Source organism: Stenotrophomonas sp. PAMC25021 (genome assembly GCF_004795795.1).
In the GTDB taxonomy this organism is placed as follows: Bacteria; Pseudomonadota; Gammaproteobacteria; order Xanthomonadales; family Xanthomonadaceae; genus Stenotrophomonas; species Stenotrophomonas muris.
In genome coordinates, this window is record NZ_CP039255.1 from 4,190,954 (window position 1) to 4,209,942 (window position 18,989).

At 67.3% G+C, this 18,989-nt stretch carries 17 protein-coding genes; 7 read left to right on the forward strand and 10 right to left on the reverse strand.

Translation table 11 applies throughout. The features are described 5' to 3' along the window. Positions 1-1,179, forward strand: coding sequence for a low temperature requirement protein A (locus E5790_RS19400; RefSeq protein WP_046430856.1), 1,179 nt, complete (start codon positions 1-3; stop codon positions 1,177-1,179). Here the strand turns inward: E5790_RS19400 and E5790_RS19405 are convergent. The 3 genes from E5790_RS19405 to E5790_RS19415 are packed head-to-tail and all read right to left on the reverse strand — an operon-like array spanning position 1,176 to position 5,335. After that, positions 1,176-2,621 (reverse strand): hypothetical protein, encoded by a 1,446-nt coding sequence (locus E5790_RS19405; protein ID WP_111206288.1) that lies wholly within the window; start codon positions 2,619-2,621, stop codon positions 1,176-1,178. The two genes, E5790_RS19400 and E5790_RS19405, sit on opposite strands and share 4 nt — an antisense overlap. A gap of 16 nt (positions 2,622-2,637) precedes the next feature. Then, positions 2,638-4,125 (reverse strand): DUF6384 family protein, encoded by a 1,488-nt coding sequence (locus E5790_RS19410; RefSeq protein ID WP_075076983.1) that lies wholly within the window; start codon positions 4,123-4,125, stop codon positions 2,638-2,640. 13 nt (positions 4,126-4,138) lie between these two features. Then, the gene (locus E5790_RS19415) at positions 4,139-5,335 is read right to left on the reverse strand and encodes a cell surface protein (protein WP_075076982.1); all 1,197 of its coding nucleotides are present in this window, start codon (positions 5,333-5,335) and stop codon (positions 4,139-4,141) included. A gap of 245 nt (positions 5,336-5,580) precedes the next feature. Here E5790_RS19415 and E5790_RS19420 point away from each other — a divergent pair, with 245 nt between their 5' ends. Then, positions 5,581-6,072 carry an EamA family transporter gene (locus tag E5790_RS19420; protein WP_229653702.1) on the forward strand — a complete coding sequence of 164 codons (492 nt, stop codon included), beginning with the start codon at positions 5,581-5,583 and terminating at the stop codon, positions 6,070-6,072. A gap of 31 nt (positions 6,073-6,103) precedes the next feature. Continuing rightward, positions 6,104-6,496: a DUF3224 domain-containing protein gene (locus tag E5790_RS19425; RefSeq protein WP_136191787.1), complete on the forward strand. Its 393-nt coding sequence runs from the start codon at positions 6,104-6,106 to the stop codon at positions 6,494-6,496. Here E5790_RS19425 and E5790_RS19430 read toward each other — a convergent pair. The 7 genes from E5790_RS19430 to E5790_RS19460 form a co-directional block, all read right to left on the reverse strand. After that, positions 6,493-7,008 carry a DUF1697 domain-containing protein gene (locus tag E5790_RS19430; protein WP_014647296.1) on the reverse strand — a complete coding sequence of 172 codons (516 nt, stop codon included), beginning with the start codon at positions 7,006-7,008 and terminating at the stop codon, positions 6,493-6,495. The genes E5790_RS19425 and E5790_RS19430 overlap by 4 nt on opposite strands. Beyond that, positions 7,005-7,646, reverse strand: a complete 642-nt coding sequence (locus E5790_RS19435; RefSeq protein WP_014647295.1) for a response regulator transcription factor — start codon at positions 7,644-7,646, stop codon at positions 7,005-7,007. The genes E5790_RS19430 and E5790_RS19435 overlap by 4 nt, the downstream gene beginning before the upstream one ends. After that, complete coding sequence (locus tag E5790_RS19440) at positions 7,639-8,694, reverse strand: ATP-binding protein (protein WP_111206326.1); 1,056 nt, start codon at positions 8,692-8,694, stop codon at positions 7,639-7,641. Before E5790_RS19440 ends, E5790_RS19435 begins: the two co-directional genes overlap by 8 nt. A gap of 294 nt (positions 8,695-8,988) precedes the next feature. After that, a complete protein-coding gene (locus tag E5790_RS19445; protein ID WP_012511185.1) occupies positions 8,989-9,726 on the reverse strand; it encodes an MgtC/SapB family protein in 738 nt (245 codons plus the stop codon). Positions 9,727-9,756: 30 nt separating this feature from the next. Beyond that, on the reverse strand, positions 9,757-12,516 hold the full coding sequence (gene mgtA, locus E5790_RS19450) for a magnesium-translocating P-type ATPase (protein ID WP_111206284.1): 2,760 nt from the start codon (positions 12,514-12,516) through the stop codon (positions 9,757-9,759). Positions 12,517-12,579: 63 nt separating this feature from the next. After that, positions 12,580-12,879 (reverse strand): hypothetical protein, encoded by a 300-nt coding sequence (locus tag E5790_RS19455; RefSeq protein ID WP_111206282.1) that lies wholly within the window; start codon positions 12,877-12,879, stop codon positions 12,580-12,582. A gap of 293 nt (positions 12,880-13,172) precedes the next feature. Then, complete coding sequence (locus E5790_RS19460) at positions 13,173-13,472, reverse strand: hypothetical protein (protein WP_049439579.1); 300 nt, start codon at positions 13,470-13,472, stop codon at positions 13,173-13,175. A 355-nt stretch (positions 13,473-13,827) separates the two neighbouring features. Between E5790_RS19460 and E5790_RS19465 the strand changes: the two genes are divergently transcribed. The 4 genes from E5790_RS19465 (at position 13,828) to E5790_RS19480 (ending at position 18,965) form a co-directional block, all read left to right on the forward strand. Further along, on the forward strand, positions 13,828-14,562 hold the full coding sequence (locus E5790_RS19465) for a CS1 fimbrial subunit B flags: Precursor (protein WP_111206280.1): 735 nt from the start codon (positions 13,828-13,830) through the stop codon (positions 14,560-14,562). A gap of 125 nt (positions 14,563-14,687) precedes the next feature. After that, positions 14,688-15,188 (forward strand): CS1 type fimbrial major subunit, encoded by a 501-nt coding sequence (locus E5790_RS19470; RefSeq protein WP_014647290.1) that lies wholly within the window; start codon positions 14,688-14,690, stop codon positions 15,186-15,188. A 58-nt stretch (positions 15,189-15,246) separates the two neighbouring features. Continuing rightward, positions 15,247-17,766, forward strand: a complete 2,520-nt coding sequence (locus tag E5790_RS19475; protein ID WP_111206278.1) for a TcfC E-set like domain-containing protein — start codon at positions 15,247-15,249, stop codon at positions 17,764-17,766. Continuing rightward, the gene (locus E5790_RS19480) at positions 17,763-18,965 is read left to right on the forward strand and encodes a hypothetical protein (RefSeq protein ID WP_136191788.1); all 1,203 of its coding nucleotides are present in this window, start codon (positions 17,763-17,765) and stop codon (positions 18,963-18,965) included. Before E5790_RS19475 ends, E5790_RS19480 begins: the two co-directional genes overlap by 4 nt. Positions 18,966-18,989: the final 24 nt, after the last annotated feature.

Consider the following 18,989-nt stretch of genomic DNA (forward strand, 5'->3'; position numbering starts at 1 on the left):
ATGAGTACCCGACTGCGCCTGCCCGCGCTGCGCCACCGCGATGGCCATCATGCCCGCGTGACTTACGAAGAACTGTTCTTCGACCTGGTCTACGTGTTTGCGGTCACCCAGCTCAGCCACCATCTGCTGCACCACCTGGACCTGGCCGGCGTGCTGCAGACCCTGGTGCTGTGGTTCGCGGTCTGGCTCGGCTGGCAGTACGCGTGCTGGGTCAGCAACTGGTTCGACCCGGAGGCGCCGCGCATCCGGGGCCTGATGTTCGCCACCATGCTGCTGGCGTTGTTGATGTCCTCGTCCATTCCCGAGGCGTTCGCCGATCGTGCGTGGATCTTCGCCGGGGCGTACGCCACGATGCAGGTCGGACGCACCGCGTTCGTGCTGCTGGAAGTCGGCCGCAACCATACGTTGGCGCCGAACTTCCGCCGCATGCTGGCCTGGGTCAGCGTGTCGGCCTGCTTCTGGCTGGCCGGCGCGGCGGCCGAGGGCCACCTGCGGCTGGCACTGTGGGCGATGGCGGCGGCCTGCGAATACATCTCGCCGATGTTCGGCTTCGCGTTCCCGGGCATGGGCCGGTCGCACACCCGCGACTGGACCATCGAGGGCGGTCACCTGGCCGAACGCTGCCAGCTGTTCGTCATCGTCGCACTGGGCGAGACGTTGCTGGCCACCGGGGGCGTGCTAAGCGATGTCGAGCACTGGAGCCTGCAGGTGATCTCGGCGGTGCTGGCCACCTTCGCTGGCACGATTGCCATGTGGTGGCTGTACTTCGGCATCTCCAGCCGCGATGCCACAGAGGCCATCACCCACGCCGAAGACCCGGGCCGGATGGGCGCCAATTTCCATTACGTGCATGCCCTGCTGATCGCCGGCATCATCGCCACCGCGGTGGGCAACGATCTGGTCATGGACCATCCGGCGGCGGCCGTCACCACGGTGTACGCCACGGTGATGGTGGCGGGCCCGCTGATCTATCTGCTGGGCAGTGCCCTGTACAAGCACGTGGTCTATGGGCGCGCGCCGCGCTCGCACCTGCTGGGCGCCGCCGCACTACTGATGCTGGGCCTGGTGTTGCCCTGGATGCACCTGCTGGCCGCCGGATGGCTGACCAGCCTGGTGCTGCTGGGCGTGGGGTTGCTGGATGCGCGGCTGAAGCGGCGCACCCGGCCGTTGCCGGGCTAGAACCCGCCGCCGGTCTTGAAGTCACCGCCGCCGCTGATACCACCGCCGCTGTGGAAGCTGCTGCCGCTGGAACTGGAGCTGGAGCTGGAGCTGGAGCTGGAGCTGGAGCTGGAGCTCGAACTGGAGCTCGAACCCGAGCCGGAACTGCTGGAACCGCCCGAAAGCAGGTCGAACAGGCCGCCAGAGGAGCGGGTGGTGCTTCGGCTGCTGGTGGTGCTGAAGAAGGATGCGGCGACGGTGGCCGGCGCGGCGGCCCGGTAGCTCGGCGCCTCGTAGGCCTGGCGCTCGATGTCTGCTGCCGCCTGGTAGCTCCTCCGCGCCGCCTGCAGGCTGTCCAGGCGCTTTTTCAGCACGGCCATTTCGCGGGTGTGCTCGCCTACCATCCCATCGATCTCGCCCAGGCGCAGGCGACTGCGATGGATGCGCTCGAGCACGGCATCGTCCTCGCCGGAGGCGGTGGCGGCCACGCGCCGGTACAGGTCGTCCATGCTCTTGGCCGACAGCGTGCGCGCCAGCGCGGTGAGCAGGGCGCTGCCTTCGGCATCGGTCCAACTGCGGAAGCCGTCGATCTGTGCCTGCTTGGCATCCACGGTCTGACGATGCAGCTGCTCGGCCAGCAGCGCCTGCGCTACTGCGCCCTGTGCCGTCTGCAGCTGCTGGCGCAGCGGGTCGCCACCGGCGCGGGCGAGGGCGGCATCGCGGGCCTGCTGTACCGGTTGGCGGGCCGCCTCCACGTCGTCGCGGGCGCGTCGGGCATGTTCCTGCAGATAGGGCGGAAGCTCGACCAGCGTGGCGTACTCGCGACGGGCACGGTCAAAGCCGCACAGTTCGGCCAGCCAGCCGTCGACGGTGCGCACCAGTGGCCAGCCGCGGTAGGCCGTGCTGCCGTAGCTGCGCCGGTGCAGGTACATGAAGATCGGGTCGGCCTGATAGGCGCCGGCCTTGGCGTCATGCTCCGATTGGGCAGAGGAAGCCATGCGCTCGACCGTGTCGGCACGCGCCACGGCCAGCTGCAGGTCGTCCTGCAGCGCCCTGTAGGTAGGTTCCGCTTCCAGCGTGGTGTCCACCTGGTCCTGCAGGGCCTGCCAGCGTCCGCCGGCGGCGTCGCGTGCGGCAACGGCCTCCTGCGACCGCTGCTGCAAGGACTGCTCGATGTCCAGCAGCGCCTGCAGTTCGCCGTCCAGTACCGCCGCTTTGCGGTCACGGCGCTGCAGATCGGCGCTGGACTGCTGCAGCAGGTCCCGGGCCAGCATCGGCGGCGCATCGGTGGCGGCCTCGGCCTGCAGGCGCGCCAGGGCGTTGAAGTCGTCGCGGACCCGCCCGTGCAGCGCTTCCTGTTCCTTGATCAGCTCCCGGCACTGGTCGCCACGCGCGGCCAGTTGTGCCTGCACCTGGCCGATATCGGTTTCGACATCGGCAATCGCGTCGTTCAGGTCTCTCATGTCAGTTCCTTACCCATCACCATTGGGTGATGTAGCCACCGGTGGCGGGCATGCGGAACCGCGGCGACAGGCTGCCGCGCGGCTTGCTGCCGATCTGGTCGTCTTCGATGATGCCGTTGTCCTGCTTGTCGGCGGCAACCCGGTTGTAGGTGGCCTCGGGCACGCGTACGGCAAACACCGAGACCCGTTCCTCCTTGCCGGTTTCCTCGTTGCGGATCGGCAGTTCGGCAGCATTGCCGGCCTCGTCCAGCGCTTCGGTCACCAGATAGTAGTTGCGGCCACCATTGGCCTTCTCGTTGTAGCGCCAGACGCCGGTGCGTTCATCGTCACGGTTGACGATGCGGTAGACCAGGGTCTGCGACAGCAGCCCCACCAGCTGGCTGACCTCGTCCAGGGCCGGCCCGGCTTCGGCCAGCGTCTCGACCCGGATCAGGCGGGCGGCCTGCTCCAGCGCACGTTCGAAGCGCTTGCGGTCTTCGCCGGCGACACCGGTGGCGAGGCCGTCGGCCTTGAGCTGGGCCAACCGCTCGTTGAGCGCGGCCAGCGTGTCGGCGCTGCCGATCAGCTCCTTCAGGGTCGCTACCGCCTGGCCGGCCGCGGCGATGTCGCCCGCGCGCAGTGCCACGTCGCCGCCGGTGTAGGCGCGTGCGCGCGCCTGCTCTGCATCCGGCGCGAGGCGTGCCGCCTTTGCAGCGGCGTTGGTGGTATCCAGCAGCTCGCTGGCCTCGATCGCCTGGCCGAGAATGTTCACCCGCTCGGTCAGCGGCGGCAGGGTTTCCCTGGCATTCGCCAGCAGCTGCGCGGCGGCCTGCCGATGCTGCTCAACCTGCGCGGCCGCCTGCTCGCCGGTGGCACTGCCACCACTGCTGAGCCGGGTGAGCTTGTCCTTGCGCACAAGGGTCGGCTGTGCGGCCAGTGCGGCGGGAACCCCGGCGAAGCGCCGCTGTGCTTCGGCCAGCGCGGCCTGTGCGCCTTCGGCCAGTGGCTGCAGGCGCCCACCGCTGGCGGTGGCACGTGGCAGCAGCCCCTGCAGGGCCTGTTCCTGTGCGGCCAGCAGGGCGCGCGCTGCAGCAGCCTCCTGTTGCTGCGCGGCCACCTTGTCGTTCAGCACCTGCACGTTCTTCTGCACGTTGCTCTCGTGCACGAACGCTCCGAAGCTGCGCGCCATGACCAGCAGCATGCCGAGCACCAGCAGCAGGAAGGCTGCCAGCAGCGCCCACTTCAACAGGCGGGCCCGATCGATCCAGCGCCGCGCCAGCCACGCCTTCCAGCCACGCGGCGCGGTGTAGAGGTAGCGCTGCTCGCGCTGGGCCTGGATGCCGGCCTCGAGGATCTCGTCGGAGACCTCGATACCCTGCGAGCGGTACAGCTCAAGCAGGCGCTGCTTCAGCGTCGCCTTGTCGTGGCCGCTGTCGGCCAGCGCCTTCATTTCGGCGTTGCGGTAGCGCAGCTGGTCGACCACATCCATGGTCAGCAGCGCATCCTGCAGCTCGGCAGGGGCCATCGTCGCACTCACCTCAGCGCGGCTCCGGGCTCGGCGGCGCCTGCAGCAGGGCGGCGAAGCGCTGCTTGCCCTGTTCGACATACTCGGCGATCTCGGCCGAGTCGCGGGTCGCCTGGCCGCGCAGCTGCTCGATCTCCTGCAGCGAGGTCTCCTGGAAGCGCACCACCGCATCGACCAGCTTGCGCACCGAATCGACGCCGATGGTGGCGCCGTAGCCGGCCTTCAGGCCCTCGTGCAGCACGTCATCGCCAATGTTGGCCACCGCTTCCAGGCCCTTGGAGGTGCCCTCGGTCATCGCATTGAGCGCCTGCGTGGACTCATGCAGGCCCATCTGCGTGGTGAAGGCCAGGTTCAAGGCGGTGAAGCTGGTTTCATTGGTGGAGAAGAACACCACCGAGCGCTCGTTGACGCGGCGCTTGATCTCGTGCGACTGGTGCACGCGCAGCATGATCGCCTCGGAGGTGGCGTAGTTCACCTGCAGGTTCTCGGCCAGGTCCTTGGCCAGCTGGTAGCGCGACTCCTCGGCCTGGTTGTTGCGCAGGGCCTCGTCGCGGGCCATGACCAGGCGGCCGGTGTCGGCGGCATCGGCGGCCGGATCGGCCGACTCCACGCGCTGCTGCGCCTGCTTCAGCGCCTCGCGGGCATCGGCCAGCGCCTGCTCCTGCAGCTTCAACAGCTCATGGGCCTGGATCTCGGCATCCTTGATCGACAGGCGGAAGTCGCCGTACATCTCCAGCACGCGTGACTCGCGCTGCAGCTGCTCGGCCGAATCGCGGCTGACTTCCAGGAATGTGCGGCGGATCTTCTCGAACCGGCTCGGGATGTCGCCGCGGGTGACCTTCATCCACAGGTTCTGCAGGCGCTCGCCCATGTCGATCCTGCCGTCGCGCACCTGCTCGACCATGGTGCTGGCATCGTCACGGATGCTGTCGAAGGCGCGGATGATCTCGGTATAGCGGTCGGACACCTTGGCCGAGCTGATTTCATCACGCATCACGGCATTGAAATGCCCGGACTGCTGCAGCACGCGGGCAATGGCCACCACGCGACCCTGGTCAAGGGTGGACAGCTGCGAGACCAGCGCGATGGCCGGAGCGTTGTTGTCCTGGGGAGCGGCCAGGCCCAGGCTGCGCAGCGTGGCCATGGCGCGGTCGAGGTACTTGATCGGCGCGGTAGCGGCCGGCGTGGCAAGGAGGGTGTTCTCGGACATTTCGACGGCTCCGGTCAGGGCAGGCAATGAGGAATCTGCCGCGCGGAACGGGCAGGTTGCTGCGAAACGAAGGGGAAGGGGAGCGGCAGCCGTGCGGCGCACGACAGGCGGGCCCGGTCAAGGGCCGACGGCCCGGTATGGGCGAGGGTGGTGTCCTGTTCAAGCATGGCGCATTCCCTGCAGATCGCCCCCCTGGCGATTCCGTCCCATTGTAGCGGCGGTGATGGGCAGGTGAAGCCCCACCGATGGCAGGGTGGAGTAGCGTTGGCGCACGCTCATCGGTTGCGGCAAGCGAGGGCTTCGTGCAGAACGTACCGCAATGGTTGCTCTGGGCGGGACTGTCCGCCGTGTTCGCAGCGCTGACCGCGCTGTTCGCCAAGGTCGGCGTCAAGGGTGTCGACCCGGACCTGGCCATGGCCATCCGTACCCTGGTGGTGGCGGCGGTGATCCTGCCGCTGGTGGTGGTCACCGGCAAATGGTCCAACCCGTTGCTGCTGCCGGGGCGCACCCAGCTGTTCCTGGTGCTGTCGGCGCTGGCCACCGGTGCGTCGTGGCTGTTCTACTTCCGCGCACTACAGAGCGGTGAGCTGGCCAAGGTGGCCGTGGTGGACAAGTTCAGCGTGGTGCTGGTGATCGTGCTGGCCTATCTTCTGCTGGGCGAGCGGCCCAGCCTGCGGGAGTGGAGCGGCATCGGCCTGGTGCTGGCCGGGGTGATCGTGCTGGCCACGAAGAAGTAGCAGCGTTCAACCGACCAGAGGGGAGAGCAGGATGCAGGGCGAAGCACACGGTACGTTTGAAGTGGATCTGCGGCCGATCGGTGGCAATGACGGCCCGATTGCGGTGATGTCGATCAACAAGACCTTCGCCGGCGACCTGCACGGCAGCAGCGTCGGCCAGATGCTGGCCTTCCGCACGCCGGTGCAGGGCTCGGCCGGCTATGTGGCGATGGAGCGGGTAACGGCCACGCTGGCCGGGCGCCAGGGTGGGTTCACCCTGCAGCACAACGGACTGATGACCCGGGGCAGGCCGGAGCTGAGCGTTGTGGTGGTGCCCGATTCGGGCAGTGAAGGACTGCTCGGCCTGAGCGGCACGCTGGAGATCACCATCAGCGAGGGCCGCCATGACTACCCGCTGGTCTACAGCCTGCCGGAAGAACCCTAGCGGAGTTCCGCTGCCATCGCCGCGAGCCGGGCGACGGTGTTGAGGTTGCGCGCCGTGCCCTGTGCCGAGCCGGGAATGCGCAGGCGCGAGTCGGCCATGCCGGCGCCGTAGTGGATGAAGATCTCGCGCGTGCCGAGTGCAAGCTGTTCGTCGCGCCGGCCGGTCACGCCATCAAGCGGGTCGGCAGGCAGGCTGCCGTCGAGGAACAGGGCGACCACACGGTTGCCGGCGGCATCCGGAAACGGATTGCGTGCCACCACGCCTGCGATCTCGCTGGCCGAACGCACCAGTACGCCTACCGGCTTGCCGGCATATTCCTGGAGCCGCTGGCCGAGGGCCTGGCGCACGCCCGCCTCGTCGAGCGAGCTGCGCAACACCACATTGCCGCTGGCGATGTACGTGCGGACATCGGCGAAGCCTGCGTCCTCGCACATCGCCACCAGTTCGCGCATTGGCAGCCTGCCGGTGCCGCCGACGTTGACCGCGCGCAGCAAGGCGACGTGGACGTTCATGGCGTCCCCGCCTGCAGGCGGTCGTACATGCGCACCAGGTCGACCAGGGTGCGCGCGCCCATCTTGCGCATCACCTGCGCGCGGCGCACCTTCACCGTGATCTCGCTGACGCCGAGGTCGCCGGCGATCTGCTTGTTGAGGCGGCCACGCACCACGCCATCGACCACCTCGCGCTCACCCGCGTTGAGCGTGTTCCAGCGCTGCTGCAGGGCATCGAGCGCCTCGCCCTCGCGGCGGCGCTGGCGGTCGATCTCGATGCCCTTGTGGATCGCATCCAGCAGTTCCTGGTCGCGAAAGGGCTTGGTCAGGAATTCGATGGCACCGTCCTTGATCGCGTTGACACCCATCGCGATGTCGCCGTGGCCGGTGATGAACACCACGGGGAGCTGCAGGCCATGGCTGCCCATCGTGCGATGGAATTCAAGACCGCTCTGGCCGGGCATGCGCACGTCCAGCACCAGGCAGGCCGGCGCGTCTTCCAGGTCGTGTTCGAGGAAGGCCTGGGTGGAGGCGAAGGCCCGCACCTGCAGGCCCATCGAGGCCAGCAGGTCTTCCAGCGCCGCGCGCACCGACGGATCGTCGTCGACCACATAGACAATGGGCGCCGGATCGGCGATGGGTGCAGTGGGCTTACGCATGGTGGACATCCGTGGCGACGGGCAGGTCGAAGACGAAGCAGGCACCGCCGCCTGCCGGTCGTTCGGCGCGGATCTGGCCGTCGTTGGCCTCGATCATCGAGCGGCTCAGGCTGAGGCCCAGCCCCAACCCGTGCGACTTGGTGGTCCAGAACGCGTCGAACACGCGCTCGGGATGGTCGGCGGGCAGGCCGACGCCACGATCGCGTACGCTGAGGCTGACCCGTTGGCCCTCACGCCGGGTCAGCAGCGACAGACGCCGGTCGCCTGCGGGTACGGCTTCCATTGCATCCACCGCATTGAGGATCAGGTTGCCGATCACCTGCTGCACCTGTACGCGATCGGCCTGCACCGGCGGCAGGTCGGCGTCCAGCAGCAGGGCCACGGCCACGCCATGCTGGTCCAGTTCGCTGCGCGACAACGCCAGCATTTCCTCCACCGCCTGGTTCAGGTCGAAGGCGCGCCGTTCCGGTGCCGCGCCCTGGGTCAGGCCGCGGATGCGGGCGATCACGTCACCGGCGCGGTGCGCGTCTGCCAGGATGCGGGCTACGGTCTGCCGGGCCTTGTCCACGTTCGGCGGGTCCTGCGCCAGCCAGCGTTGGCAGGCTTCGGCGCTGCTGGCGATGGCCGCTAGCGGCTGGTTCACTTCATGGGCGATGGAGGTGGTGAGTTCGCCCACGGTGGAGGCGCGCGCTACCCGCAGCAGGCGACCCTGCGCTTCCTGCACGGCGGCCTTGGCCGCTTCCATGTTCAGGGCGAGGTAGGTGGTGATGCCGATCACCAGCATGCCGATCACCGAATTGACCAGGCCGATGCGGTAGGTGCCGAAGCGGGTCAGGAAGAAACTCAGCCCGGTCAGTCCGATGCAGGCGATGGCAAGGGTGATCAGCCCGCGCGCGCCCAGCACGCGCGATGCCGCGAGGATGACCGCTGCGTAGAAGCAGGCAGCAGCAACCGCGTAGTCGGTGATGGTGTCGATCAGGAAGATCGCCGCCATCACGACGATCAGGGCCAGCAGCACCAGCGGGCGGCGGGGCGACAGCGATGGCATCGGGACGGCTCCCTGGCGTGGGGTGAAAGGATAGCAAAGCCGCCATCGGCAGATGCCGATCTTGGTCGGCAGGCTCTTTTGCTGTGGGTGCCGACCGTTGGTCGGCACAAGCCAGAACGATGCCCGGTAGTGCCGGCCGCTGGCCGGCAACTGCACGGTGTTGCCGGAGCTCATGAGGTTGCCGGCCAGCGGCCGGCACTACCGCAGGGATGGACACGGTCTCTGAAGGTTCTCTGCCGACCAAGGTCGGCACCTACCAAAGCGGTGCACGGTGTTGCCGGCCAGCGGCCGGCACTACTCCTCCAGGCTGGCGTTCCAGAATCCCTGCAGCACACCGGGCGTGGTCGCCAGCGTCGCAAGTACGGCGTCCAGTTCGCCGGCATCCACCGTGGTGGCATACAGCACCGCTTCGATCTCCACATCGCGCTCACCGAACGGGCGCTGGTCCACCGCGCGCACCGGGTAATGCGCCTGCTCAAGCAGCAGCAACAGCTGGTCCAGCACCTCGGCCTGCTGCTCGCGCTGGCAGACCACGTTGATCGCATAGGTCGCCTCGCTGAACGCTTCCGGCAGCGGCTGCCGCTGGATGCGGTTCACCACCGGCCGCAGCAGGGTATTGGCGGCCAGCACGAAGACGGCGGCCAGCACCGCTTCCGGCAGCAGCTTGATACCTGCACATGCTCCCACCGCCGCCGATCCCCACAGGGTGGCGGCGGTGTTCAGGCCGGACACCTGCGCGCCGTCCTTCATGATCGCGCCGGCGCCGAGGAAGCCGACGCCGGAGATCACATAGGCCACCACATGCAGCGGCGAGGGTGGTCCGCCGTACAGGTCATGGAAGCGCACCGCCAGATCAACGAACACTGCCGCACCCACCGCCACCAGCGTATTGGTACGCAGGCCGGCGGTGCGTTGCCGCAGCTGCCGCTCCAGGCCGATGACCGTGCCCAGCACGAACGCCACCGACAGGCTGATCAGCGAGCTGAGCGTGGCGCCGGCGTTGAACGCCGGCAGGTTCGGATTGATGTCCATTGTGTTTCTCCCTGGACAAGCGGCGGGCGCTTACTGCCAGCCGTAACGACGGATGTAGAACTTCTTCAGCGCGGTGGTCAGCACCGCATAGCCGAACAGGATCGCCACCAGGAACGGCCAGTAGCCGGCCGGCAGGGCCTGAAGCTTGAAGTAGCCGGCCAGCGGGCTCATCGGCAGGGCCACGCCGATGGCCATGATCAGGCCGGTCATCAGCAGCAGTGGCGGCGCGGCGATGCTCTGCAGGAACGGCACCTTCGGCGTGCGGATCATGTGCACGATCAGGGTCTGGGTCAGCAGGCCGACCACGAACCAGCCGGACTGGAACAGGCCCTGGTCGGCCGGCGTGCGTGCATCGAACACGTACCACATCAGCGCGAAACAGCTCAGGTCGAAGAGCGAGCTGATCGGCCCGAAGAACACCATGAAGCGGCCGATGTCCGCCGGGTTCCACTTCAGCGGCTTGCGTACCAGTTCCTCATCCACGTTGTCGAACGGAATGGCGATCTGCGAGATGTCATACAGCAGGTTCTGCACCAGCAGCTGCAGCGGCAGCATCGGCAGGAACGGCAGGAAGGCCGAGGCCACCAGCACCGAGAACACATTGCCGAAGTTGGAGCTGGCGGTCATGCGGATGTACTTCAGCATGTTGTTGAACGTGCGCCGGCCCTGGATGACGCCTTCCTCCAGCACCATCAGGTTCTTTTCCAGCAGGATGATGTCGGCCGCCTCCTTGGCGATGTCCACCGCGCTGTCCACGCTGATGCCGATATCGGCTGCGCGCAGCGCCGGCGCATCGTTGATGCCGTCACCGAGGAAGCCGACCACCTTGCCCTGCGCCCGCAGCTCGCGTACCAGCCGCTCCTTGTGCAGCGGCGTCAGCCGGGCAAACACGCGATGGTGGTGCAGCGCCCGCGACAGCGCGCCGTCGTCCATGCGCTCGATCTGCGGGCCGGTCAGGATGGTGTCCGCGTCCAGCCCCACCTGTGCGCAGACACGGGCGGTCACCAGTTCGTTGTCGCCAGTGAAGACCTTGACCTCGACACCGTGTGCGGCCAGCGCCTGCAGCGCCTGCGCAGCCGACTCCTTCGGCGGGTCCAGGAAGGCCACGTAGCCGACCAGCGTCAAACCGCACTCGTCCGCTTGCGAGTAGGCGCTCTGACTGGCCGCGGTCTCCTTCATCGCCACCGCCACCACGCGCAGGCCCTGTTCGTTCAGTTCCTCGGTGGTCTGCCGCACCCGCGCCAGGCGGCGCTCGTCCAGTGGCATGTCCTGGCCGTTCTCGCGCACGGTGCTGCACACCGCCAGCATCTCTTCCACCGCGCCCTTGCAGATCAGCTCATGGTGGTCCTCGCGCTCGGACACCACCACCGACATGCGGCGGCGCTCGAAGTCGAACGGAATCTCGTCCACCTTGTGGTAGTCCTGCGACAGCCGCAGCGAACTCTGCAGCTCCACGTGCTCCAGCACCGCGCGGTCCAGCAGGTTGATCAGCCCGGTCTGGAAGTGGCTGTTGAGGTAAGCGAACTTCAGCACGTCTTCCGAATCGTGACCGAACACATCGGTGTGGCGCTCCAGCGCGATCCTGTCCTGGGTGAGCGTGCCGGTCTTGTCGGTGCACAGCACTTCCATCGCGCCGAAGTTCTGGATCGCATCCAGGCGCTTGACGATCACCTTGCGCCGCGACAGCAGCACCGCGCCCTTGGCCAGGGTGGAGGTGACGATCATCGGCAGCATTTCCGGCGTCAAGCCCACCGCCACCGACAGCGCGAACAGGAACGCCTCGGTCCAGTCGCCCTTGGTCCAGCCGTTGATCAGCAGGACGAACGGCACCATCACCAGCGCGAAGCGGATCAGCAGCCAGCTGACACTGTTGACGCCGGCCTGGAACGCGGTGGGCGCACGGTCGGTGGCTGTGCTGCGCTGGGCCAGCGTGCCGAAGTAGGTGCGGTTGCCGGTGGCCAGCACCACGGCGGTGGCGGTGCCTGACACCACGTTGGTGCCCATGAACAGCAGGTTGTGCTGCTCCAGCAGGCCAGCCAGGCCGTCGCCGGGGTGCGCGAACTTTTCCACCGGCAGCGACTCGCCGGTCATTGCGGCCTGTGCCACGAACAGGTCCTTGGCGGTCAGTATGCGGCAATCGGCCGGAATCATGTCGCCGGCCGACAGCACGATGTGGTCACCGGGCACCAGCTCACGGATCGGCAGGTCCAGCAGGCGAGCCGGACGACGGCTGTGCAGGTGCGCGCCGAAGTACTGGTCGGCCACATCGGCGGCCTCGGTGCCCGGATTGCGGCGCAGCACGCGCGCGGTGTTGCCGACCAGCGCCTTCAGCCGCTCGGCGGCACGGTTGGAGCGGCCTTCCTGCACGAAGCGGATCAGCGTGGACAGCAGTACCATCGCACCAATCACGATCGTGGCCTTGATGTCCTCGGTCAGCCAGGACACCGCCGCCAGTACGGTCAGCAGCAGGTTGAACGGATTGCGGTAGCACTGCCACAGGTGCCGCCACCACGGCAGCGGCTTTTCGTGATCCACCTCGTTGGGGCCGAGCGTGGCCAGCCGCTCCTCGGCTTCATGCGGGCTCAGGCCATCGGCATGCGACTCCAGCGTGGCCAGCAGCTCGGCTTCTTCCTGCTGGGCAAGGGTGACCAGGCCGGTGGTAAGCGCGAACGGCGCCGCTTCGGCGCTGCCCGGGCCAAAGCCGGCTTCGGGCATCGCACGACGGCGGAACAGGTTGCCTGCGCGACGGCTGCGCAGGAAGGCGTTGAACCAGGCGTTGAGCAGGCTCATGGGACGCTCCTCGAATGTCAGAGCCGGCCGCAGCCGGAACACGAACGGAATGGGTGAGACAGATCAGGCGTGGCGCATGGCCAGCACCGCCGGCGACCACGGCTGCATGTGCAGGCGCTGGCTGCCGCCGATGCATAGCGGCTTCATCGCATCGCGCAGCGGGTAGGGCAGATGGCGCAGCACGGTGATGCGTTCGCTGATCGGCAGCAGCGACAGCGCGTCAGCCACCACGCGCGGCGAACCGAGCGACAGCGAACGGCCGAACATGACCGGGCCGTGCTGCAGCAGCTGGCTGCGCAGGGCGGCAGCATCGCGCTCGCCAATCAGGCGGCGCAGGGTGATGTAGAGGATCTTGTAGGACATGGGGGTGATCTCCAGGCAGGCGGCGCCTGGCGATCCCCCGTCACTCAGGCAGGCAGGGACCGGCGGGCAGGCGCCAGGAACAGGCAACAAGCGGTCATCCGGGGCGCGGTGCGCCCGGCAGGGTCGGGGTCCATCTGCGTCTCCATGAGGGGAGGGTGCCAGCCAGGGTTGCCCTGGCCAGTGGCGCTATTGTCCGCCCCTGAATGGGGCAGGCCTAGAGGCCCGTGGGTTAGCCCGGCTATACCTTGGTATAGCCGGGCGTATGCGGTGCCGATCGAGGGTTCAGTGATGGGTCAATGCGCGCCGCTGGTCTGCTTGCAGACGTCGTACTCGCCACGGGTCAACGTCTTGTCACGGTCGGTATCGCAGGCATGCAGGCGCTCGGCCCAGTCGGGTGCCACGGCATCCACTTCGGCCAGCGTGACGATGCCGTCCTTGTTCTTGTCCAGCGACTCATACGGCGGTATCAGCTTCACTTCGGTGACGTCCTCGGCGGCGGTGGCCTTGCTCGCCTCCTGGGTTCTGGAACAGGCGCCCAACAGCAGGCCGATGGTGATGACGAGGACAGCAGGAACGTAGCGAATACCGGTCATGACAGGCTCCAGAAGTGGGGACGCGGGCCATGGGTCTGGATGGCCACGGCCGGATATTCGGCCCGGATCTGTAAGCGAGCTGCGAAGAACCGACCGGGTCGCCAGATGGCGGTGGGCGCCCGTTCACCCGCACGCCCCATGCGTGTACCAGCCGCCGATGCTGTTCCAGGGCGTGCCGTCGCGATGTGCAACGGGCCAGACCGCCGCGGCCGAGTGCGCGGACAGGATTTCCGGGTTGACCTGGCCGGAGCCACTTTGCGAGGTCGGAAATATCTGACCTTTTTGCAAGTTGTTGCATGGCCTGATTGTAAATCTGCCGTGAAACTAACCGCTCGCCTCTCCCCGCGGGTTCGTCATGCAACGCGCACTCCTTCTCCTCCTGCTGGCCCTGTTCGCCAGCAGCGCTCATGCCACGACACCACAGATCAACGTGGGTCTCCTGTTCGATCATCTTGCGCCCGCGCACAGCAACCTGCTCAAGCGCATACGCAATACCGGTGATGTGACCGCATACGTGCGCGTTGAGGTCACCCAGATGCACTTCGATGCAGACGGCAAGGTTGTCGAAACGCCAGTGGACACCGTGGCGCTGGTACGCAATGCACCTGGCGCGCACGGGGTGATCGCCAGCCCCAGCCGCCTGATCATTGCCGCCAACGGCCAACAGGCGACGCGCCTGGTCTATCGCGGTGACCGTGATGAGGAGCGCTACTACCGGCTCCGCTTCATTCCGGTGGTGCCCAGCGCCGAGGAATTCTCACTCAGCGATGCGCAGGTGCAGGAGATCACCGGGCTGACCTCGGCAGTTCGCGTGTTCACCGGCTACGGCACCATCCTGTTCGTGGCACCGCGGAACACGCGCTATGACACCCGTGTGCAGGACGGTCACGTGCACAACGGTGGCAACGCCACGGTGGTGCTGGACAACCTGCGGTACTGCGAGCGAAGCAGTCCGGATGCCTGCACGCCCGGCATCATCGTCCATGTCCGGCCCGGGCGAACCTATGCGCTGCAGGCCGACGACAGCCGGTTCGCCCGCTACGACCTGAGGGAGGGCGACGACCGGCGCAGTATCGACTCGCGCCGCTGATCGTCTGCCCATCTCCCCTTTCTGCAACGTCTCCACCGGGTTCGCCAGGCGCCCGGCGGGGAGGCTGTGTCTTCGTCCTGGCGTCGTATCCCATCGTATCCATCCACCGATCCCGGAGCATTTCCATGTCCCTGAAGAAGTACGCCCTGGCTGCAGCCGCTGCAGCCCTCATCGCACCGGCTGTCAGCCTGGCAGCCACCGAATCCAAGTCGATCACCGTCAACGTGACCGCCGACGTCCCGAACACCGCTGGCCTGCAGGTGTCCACGCCTGACGGCTGGGAAGGCCTGCCGCAGAACCTGCCGTGGGACACCGCGCGCGAAACGCTGGGCGAACTGACCGGGCGCGTCATCAACATCAAGTCGCCGGCTGCCATCACCGCCTACCTGACGTCGCCGGCACAGATGGCGTCGGCCGCAGACGTCGTGGACCTGGTGGTGAAGCTGGACAACGTGGAGGTTCCGGCAACGGCCGCGGCCAAGATCACTGTTGCCAACGCGTCCCAGGCCGCCGCGGGCAAGTCGCTGGCCTTCGCCATCGCGCCGACCGCGCCGTCGGGTGGCTACAAGCAGGGCAGCTACGGTGGCCAGTTCCACATGATCTTCGAAAGCGACATCACTCCCTGAGTCCTTTCAGGCGCCCCGTCGCATCCAATGACGCGGCGGGGACGCCGGAACAGCGCCCATGCTCTCGTCCTCCAACCAACGTCGATTCCGCCTGGCCCAGCTCGCGACCGCGATCGGTGCCGTGGTCCTTGCCACGTCAACGCAGGCGGCCGGCCTCGCGCCGGGCGAGCTGCCCAGCCTGCTGCAGCAGCGCGAACGCATGCCGGCCGAATTCCGCGAGCACCTGTTTGGCAACCCGCTCACCGTGCGCGTGGAGCTGGATGGGCAGTATCTGGGTGACGCCGAGGTTCTGCTGCACGAAGACAACCGGGTGCAGGTGATCGGCTTTGGCGACAGCCACGAAAGCCGGTTGGCACAGACCGAGCGTGCCCGTTGGGGCGAGCAACTCGCTGAACCGATGGCGCTGGGCGTATGCAGGCATCAGTGCCGGGGCATGGCAGCGCTGCACTACAGTCTGTCCAACTCGCTGCTGAGTGTACTGACGCCTGCCGGCGCGCAGAAGGAGGGGCGCCACATCGCCTTGCCGGACGCGGGCAGCCGGGGGCTGATCGTGCGCAACAGTCTTGCCGTGCACGGCGGCCAGGAACAGCAGGCCACCGTACGCTACAGCGCCGAACTGCGCGGCAGTGCCGGCCACTGGAGCACGGTTGGCAGCTACCAGTACTACGCCCAGCCCGGCAGCAGCGAGCACTACCTCAGTGCCCTGTATGCCCAGCGCGAACTGGGCGATCATTTCGTTCGCGCCGGCTACTTCCTGCCCACCTTCGAGGGCATTGTGCGCCAGCCCCGGGCACCGGGTACGCAGAACGATACGGCGCTGGGCCTGATGTTCGGATCCTCGGACGTACTGCTGGCCGATACGCGAAGCCCCAGTGTCTATCCCGTCTATGTCACCGCCAGTGGCGAAGGCGTGGTGGAGATCTATCGTGACGGGAACCTGCTGTCCACGCAGGCCGTCAAGCCCGGCATCCAGGAAATCGATACGCGCCGGCTACCCGGCGGGATCTACGATGTGGAACTGCGGGTGGTCCAGGACGGCCGCGAAGCGTCCCGCGAAAGCGCCTCCATCCACAAGCCCAGCCGCTGGCAGGATCCCAGCCGGCGGTGGCGCTACAGCGCGTTCGCAGGGCAGCAGCGCGGGTTGCTGGCCAGCGCCGGAAGCGCCCGCGAGGGCGGCGCCGCGGCCGGTGCCGTGGTCAATTACCTGTTGCACTCCCGTGCGGTGGCCGGGGCCACCGTGCAGCGGATCGGCGCGCGGCATTCGGCGGGTGTGTCGATGGACTGGCAGGCCAGTGACCGCTTCAGCACGTACACCAATGTCTATACCTCCAGCGACGCCGGGCGCGGCGTGGACCTGCAGGGCCTGTACCGCTATCGTGCCGGCTCGGTGGTGGCCAACCATGCGCGCGGTTGGGTGGAGCAGCGCGAGCGCGTCGTGGCAGACGACAGCGGCGCCCCACGCTGGGAGACCCGCGGCGGCTGGCAGGACACGACGGCCGTCTCGATCACGCATCGTTTCGGGCACCGTGATACTGCCAGCCTGCGCGTGGCCCGCAGTTCGGGCTTCACCCGCGGGACCGGCATCGATGTCTCTTACGGGCGCCGGGAGACGGTGTTCGGCAAGCACGATGTCAACTGGCGCGTTTCCGCCTATGACCGCCCCGGCGCCCGCTACACGGGCTATCGGCGGCAACGCGGGATCGACCTGACGGTGAGCGTCTCGCTGGGCAGCGATCAACGCAGCTACAGCGGCAGTCTGGGCAGCCGCACCGGCGATGCCGGTCGCCGCGATACCTATGTGACCGCCTCCTCCACACAGCGCGTGGACGGCGCCGTACTGCAGAGCGTGAATGGCACGGTCACCGCCGAACGGGGCGGGCTGGGCGCAGGCGCGGGTGCCTCGCTGCAGAGCGCGTTTGTGGAGGGTGACATGCAGGTCTACCGCGGCGCGGCGTCGGGCCGCATCAGCGGCACCGCCAACCTCGACAGCACCGTGGTCATTGGCGGTGGGCGCGCCGCCGTGCTGGGGCAGGGGCGCGGCAGAAGCGCCGACACCGGGCTGATTGTCGATGTCCGCAGCGATTATCCCGATCTTGCCCTGCGTGCGGACGACAGCCACGGCGGCGGCGTTGCGCTGCGCCCGGGCCGCAACTTCGTCCCGGTGGCCGCGTATCGCGCAGGCCACGTGCAGTTCGACTTCCAGGGGCGGCATGCGCCGTCGGCAACGCTGCAGCCCTCGGTCGTCAGCTATCACCTCAACAAGGGGGGCGTGATGCATGCCACGCTGGACGTGCTGCGCACCTTCACCGTCATGGGCCAGGTACTGGATGCAGACGGCAACGGTGTGCGCGGCGTGCAGGTGATCAACCACGCCGGCCGCAGCGTCAGCCAGGAGGATGGATTCTTTACCCTTGAACTGAGCGCCCGTGCGCCGGTGGTGGAGTTGCGCTACCCCAACCTGGTCAGCTGCACGCTGACGATGGAGGAGGGGCGCTACCCCAGGGAAGGAGATGTGTTGATGGTGGGGGCGACGGGATGCCCGCCGTCGATCGCGAGAACCGAGGAGCATACGAAATGAGAATCCGCTCGCTGATGGCGGCGCTGCGAGGCGCAGGGCTGGTCGTGATTGGGCTTGGCGCGGCCGCAAGTGCATGTGCGGCAGAAGTGCTGGTCACGGCAGAGTTTGCCCCGTCAGCCCTGGACCCGGGCCGGATGGTCTTCCGGAACACGACGCCGCCTGGCATCTACTGTTCGTGGCGTCCAGAATTCTGCACGGAGGATGGTGCCTACTCTGTCGATGTCCCGATGTCGTGGAACAAGACCTACGAGTATAACGGCGACGTCCGCAAGCGCTTCTATCTTGGCTTGCCTGCCCCTCGCAACGTCATGTTGCAAAACACCACCACGGGTGGCGAAGCGGAGGTCCGCATCACGATTGCTACCGTCAGTGGTCAAATGACACCGGGAGGCGTTACCAATCCAGTGTTCACTCGAACGGTGCGTGGAGGATGCAGCTACGTTCAGACGGTCAGCTACGGGTCATATATCAGGTTCGGCTGGACAGTGAAGAATCCTGAGATGCCGCAGCCGTGCAACTCTCAGGGAGATAAGCCGCTATCACAGCCGGCCAACTATGCGATGCCGTGGATTGGTCTGGGCCTTCTCATAACCGCGCCGTCGCCATTGTCGCTGAACGACGGTGTGTATGAAGGAGAATTGACCTACAGTGCGGGAGGCGCGGGCAGCGATATCGACTTTGGTGATGACGTCACGACCGAGCCGATCACGTTGAAGTTCCGCTTCACGGTGTCGCACCAGTTCCAGGTACGGTTCCCCAGCGACAATCCGCAGGTGCACCTGGCGCCGGAGGCAGGTTGGGCGCAGTGGACCGATCAGGGCCGTGCCCCGATACGCCTCTATCAGGAGCTGCCATTCCATCTGACCAGCTCGATGGACTTCAGCATGAAGCTGCGCTGTGAGCACGACGCAGGCAATCGCTGCGGCATTCGCAATCAGACGCTTGGGGAGGTTGTACCGGTGGATGTGGACGTCACCCTGCCCGGCATGCGCAATCTGCGCGACGGGCGCCCGGCGCAGGACACACCGCTGTCGCCCGACGACGAACAGGCGCCGCGCTTCACACCGGATGGCTATCTGATGCAGCGGCGGTCGACCTTGCGGTTCACCGCAGGACGGGACGCCGTAACAGAGATGCTGAAGGCGCCAGGCTCGCATTGGGAGGGCAACATGACCGTGGTGTTTGACGCCAACCCGTAGTCGCACGCGGGAGTGTGTTGCGGG

What these genes read in the sequence shown, in the direction of transcription:
- E5790_RS19405 (WP_111206288.1), bottom strand. Translation starts at nt 2,621, where the DNA reads ATGAGAGACCTGAACGACGCGATTGCCGATGTCGAAACCGATATCGGC.
- E5790_RS19415 (WP_075076982.1), bottom strand. Translation starts at nt 5,335, where the DNA reads ATGTCCGAGAACACCCTCCTTGCCACGCCGGCCGCTACCGCGCCGATC.
- E5790_RS19430 (WP_014647296.1), bottom strand. Translation starts at nt 7,008, where the DNA reads ATGAACGTCCACGTCGCCTTGCTGCGCGCGGTCAACGTCGGCGGCACC.
- E5790_RS19480 (WP_136191788.1), top strand. Translation starts at nt 17,763, where the DNA reads ATGAGAATCCGCTCGCTGATGGCGGCGCTGCGAGGCGCAGGGCTGGTC.
- E5790_RS19425 (WP_136191787.1), top strand. Translation starts at nt 6,104, where the DNA reads ATGCAGGGCGAAGCACACGGTACGTTTGAAGTGGATCTGCGGCCGATC.
- E5790_RS19440 (WP_111206326.1), bottom strand. Translation starts at nt 8,694, where the DNA reads ATGCCATCGCTGTCGCCCCGCCGCCCGCTGGTGCTGCTGGCCCTGATC.
- E5790_RS19465 (WP_111206280.1), top strand. Translation starts at nt 13,828, where the DNA reads ATGCAACGCGCACTCCTTCTCCTCCTGCTGGCCCTGTTCGCCAGCAGC.
- E5790_RS19410 (WP_075076983.1), bottom strand. Translation starts at nt 4,125, where the DNA reads ATGGCCCCTGCCGAGCTGCAGGATGCGCTGCTGACCATGGATGTGGTC.
- mgtA (WP_111206284.1), bottom strand. Translation starts at nt 12,516, where the DNA reads ATGAGCCTGCTCAACGCCTGGTTCAACGCCTTCCTGCGCAGCCGTCGC.
- E5790_RS19435 (WP_014647295.1), bottom strand. Translation starts at nt 7,646, where the DNA reads ATGCGTAAGCCCACTGCACCCATCGCCGATCCGGCGCCCATTGTCTAT.
- E5790_RS19420 (WP_229653702.1), top strand. Translation starts at nt 5,581, where the DNA reads ATGGCAGGGTGGAGTAGCGTTGGCGCACGCTCATCGGTTGCGGCAAGC.
- E5790_RS19455 (WP_111206282.1), bottom strand. Translation starts at nt 12,879, where the DNA reads ATGTCCTACAAGATCCTCTACATCACCCTGCGCCGCCTGATTGGCGAG.
- E5790_RS19460 (WP_049439579.1), bottom strand. Translation starts at nt 13,472, where the DNA reads ATGACCGGTATTCGCTACGTTCCTGCTGTCCTCGTCATCACCATCGGC.
- E5790_RS19470 (WP_014647290.1), top strand. Translation starts at nt 14,688, where the DNA reads ATGTCCCTGAAGAAGTACGCCCTGGCTGCAGCCGCTGCAGCCCTCATC.
- E5790_RS19475 (WP_111206278.1), top strand. Translation starts at nt 15,247, where the DNA reads ATGCTCTCGTCCTCCAACCAACGTCGATTCCGCCTGGCCCAGCTCGCG.
- E5790_RS19400 (WP_046430856.1), top strand. Translation starts at nt 1, where the DNA reads ATGAGTACCCGACTGCGCCTGCCCGCGCTGCGCCACCGCGATGGCCAT.
- E5790_RS19445 (WP_012511185.1), bottom strand. Translation starts at nt 9,726, where the DNA reads ATGGACATCAATCCGAACCTGCCGGCGTTCAACGCCGGCGCCACGCTC.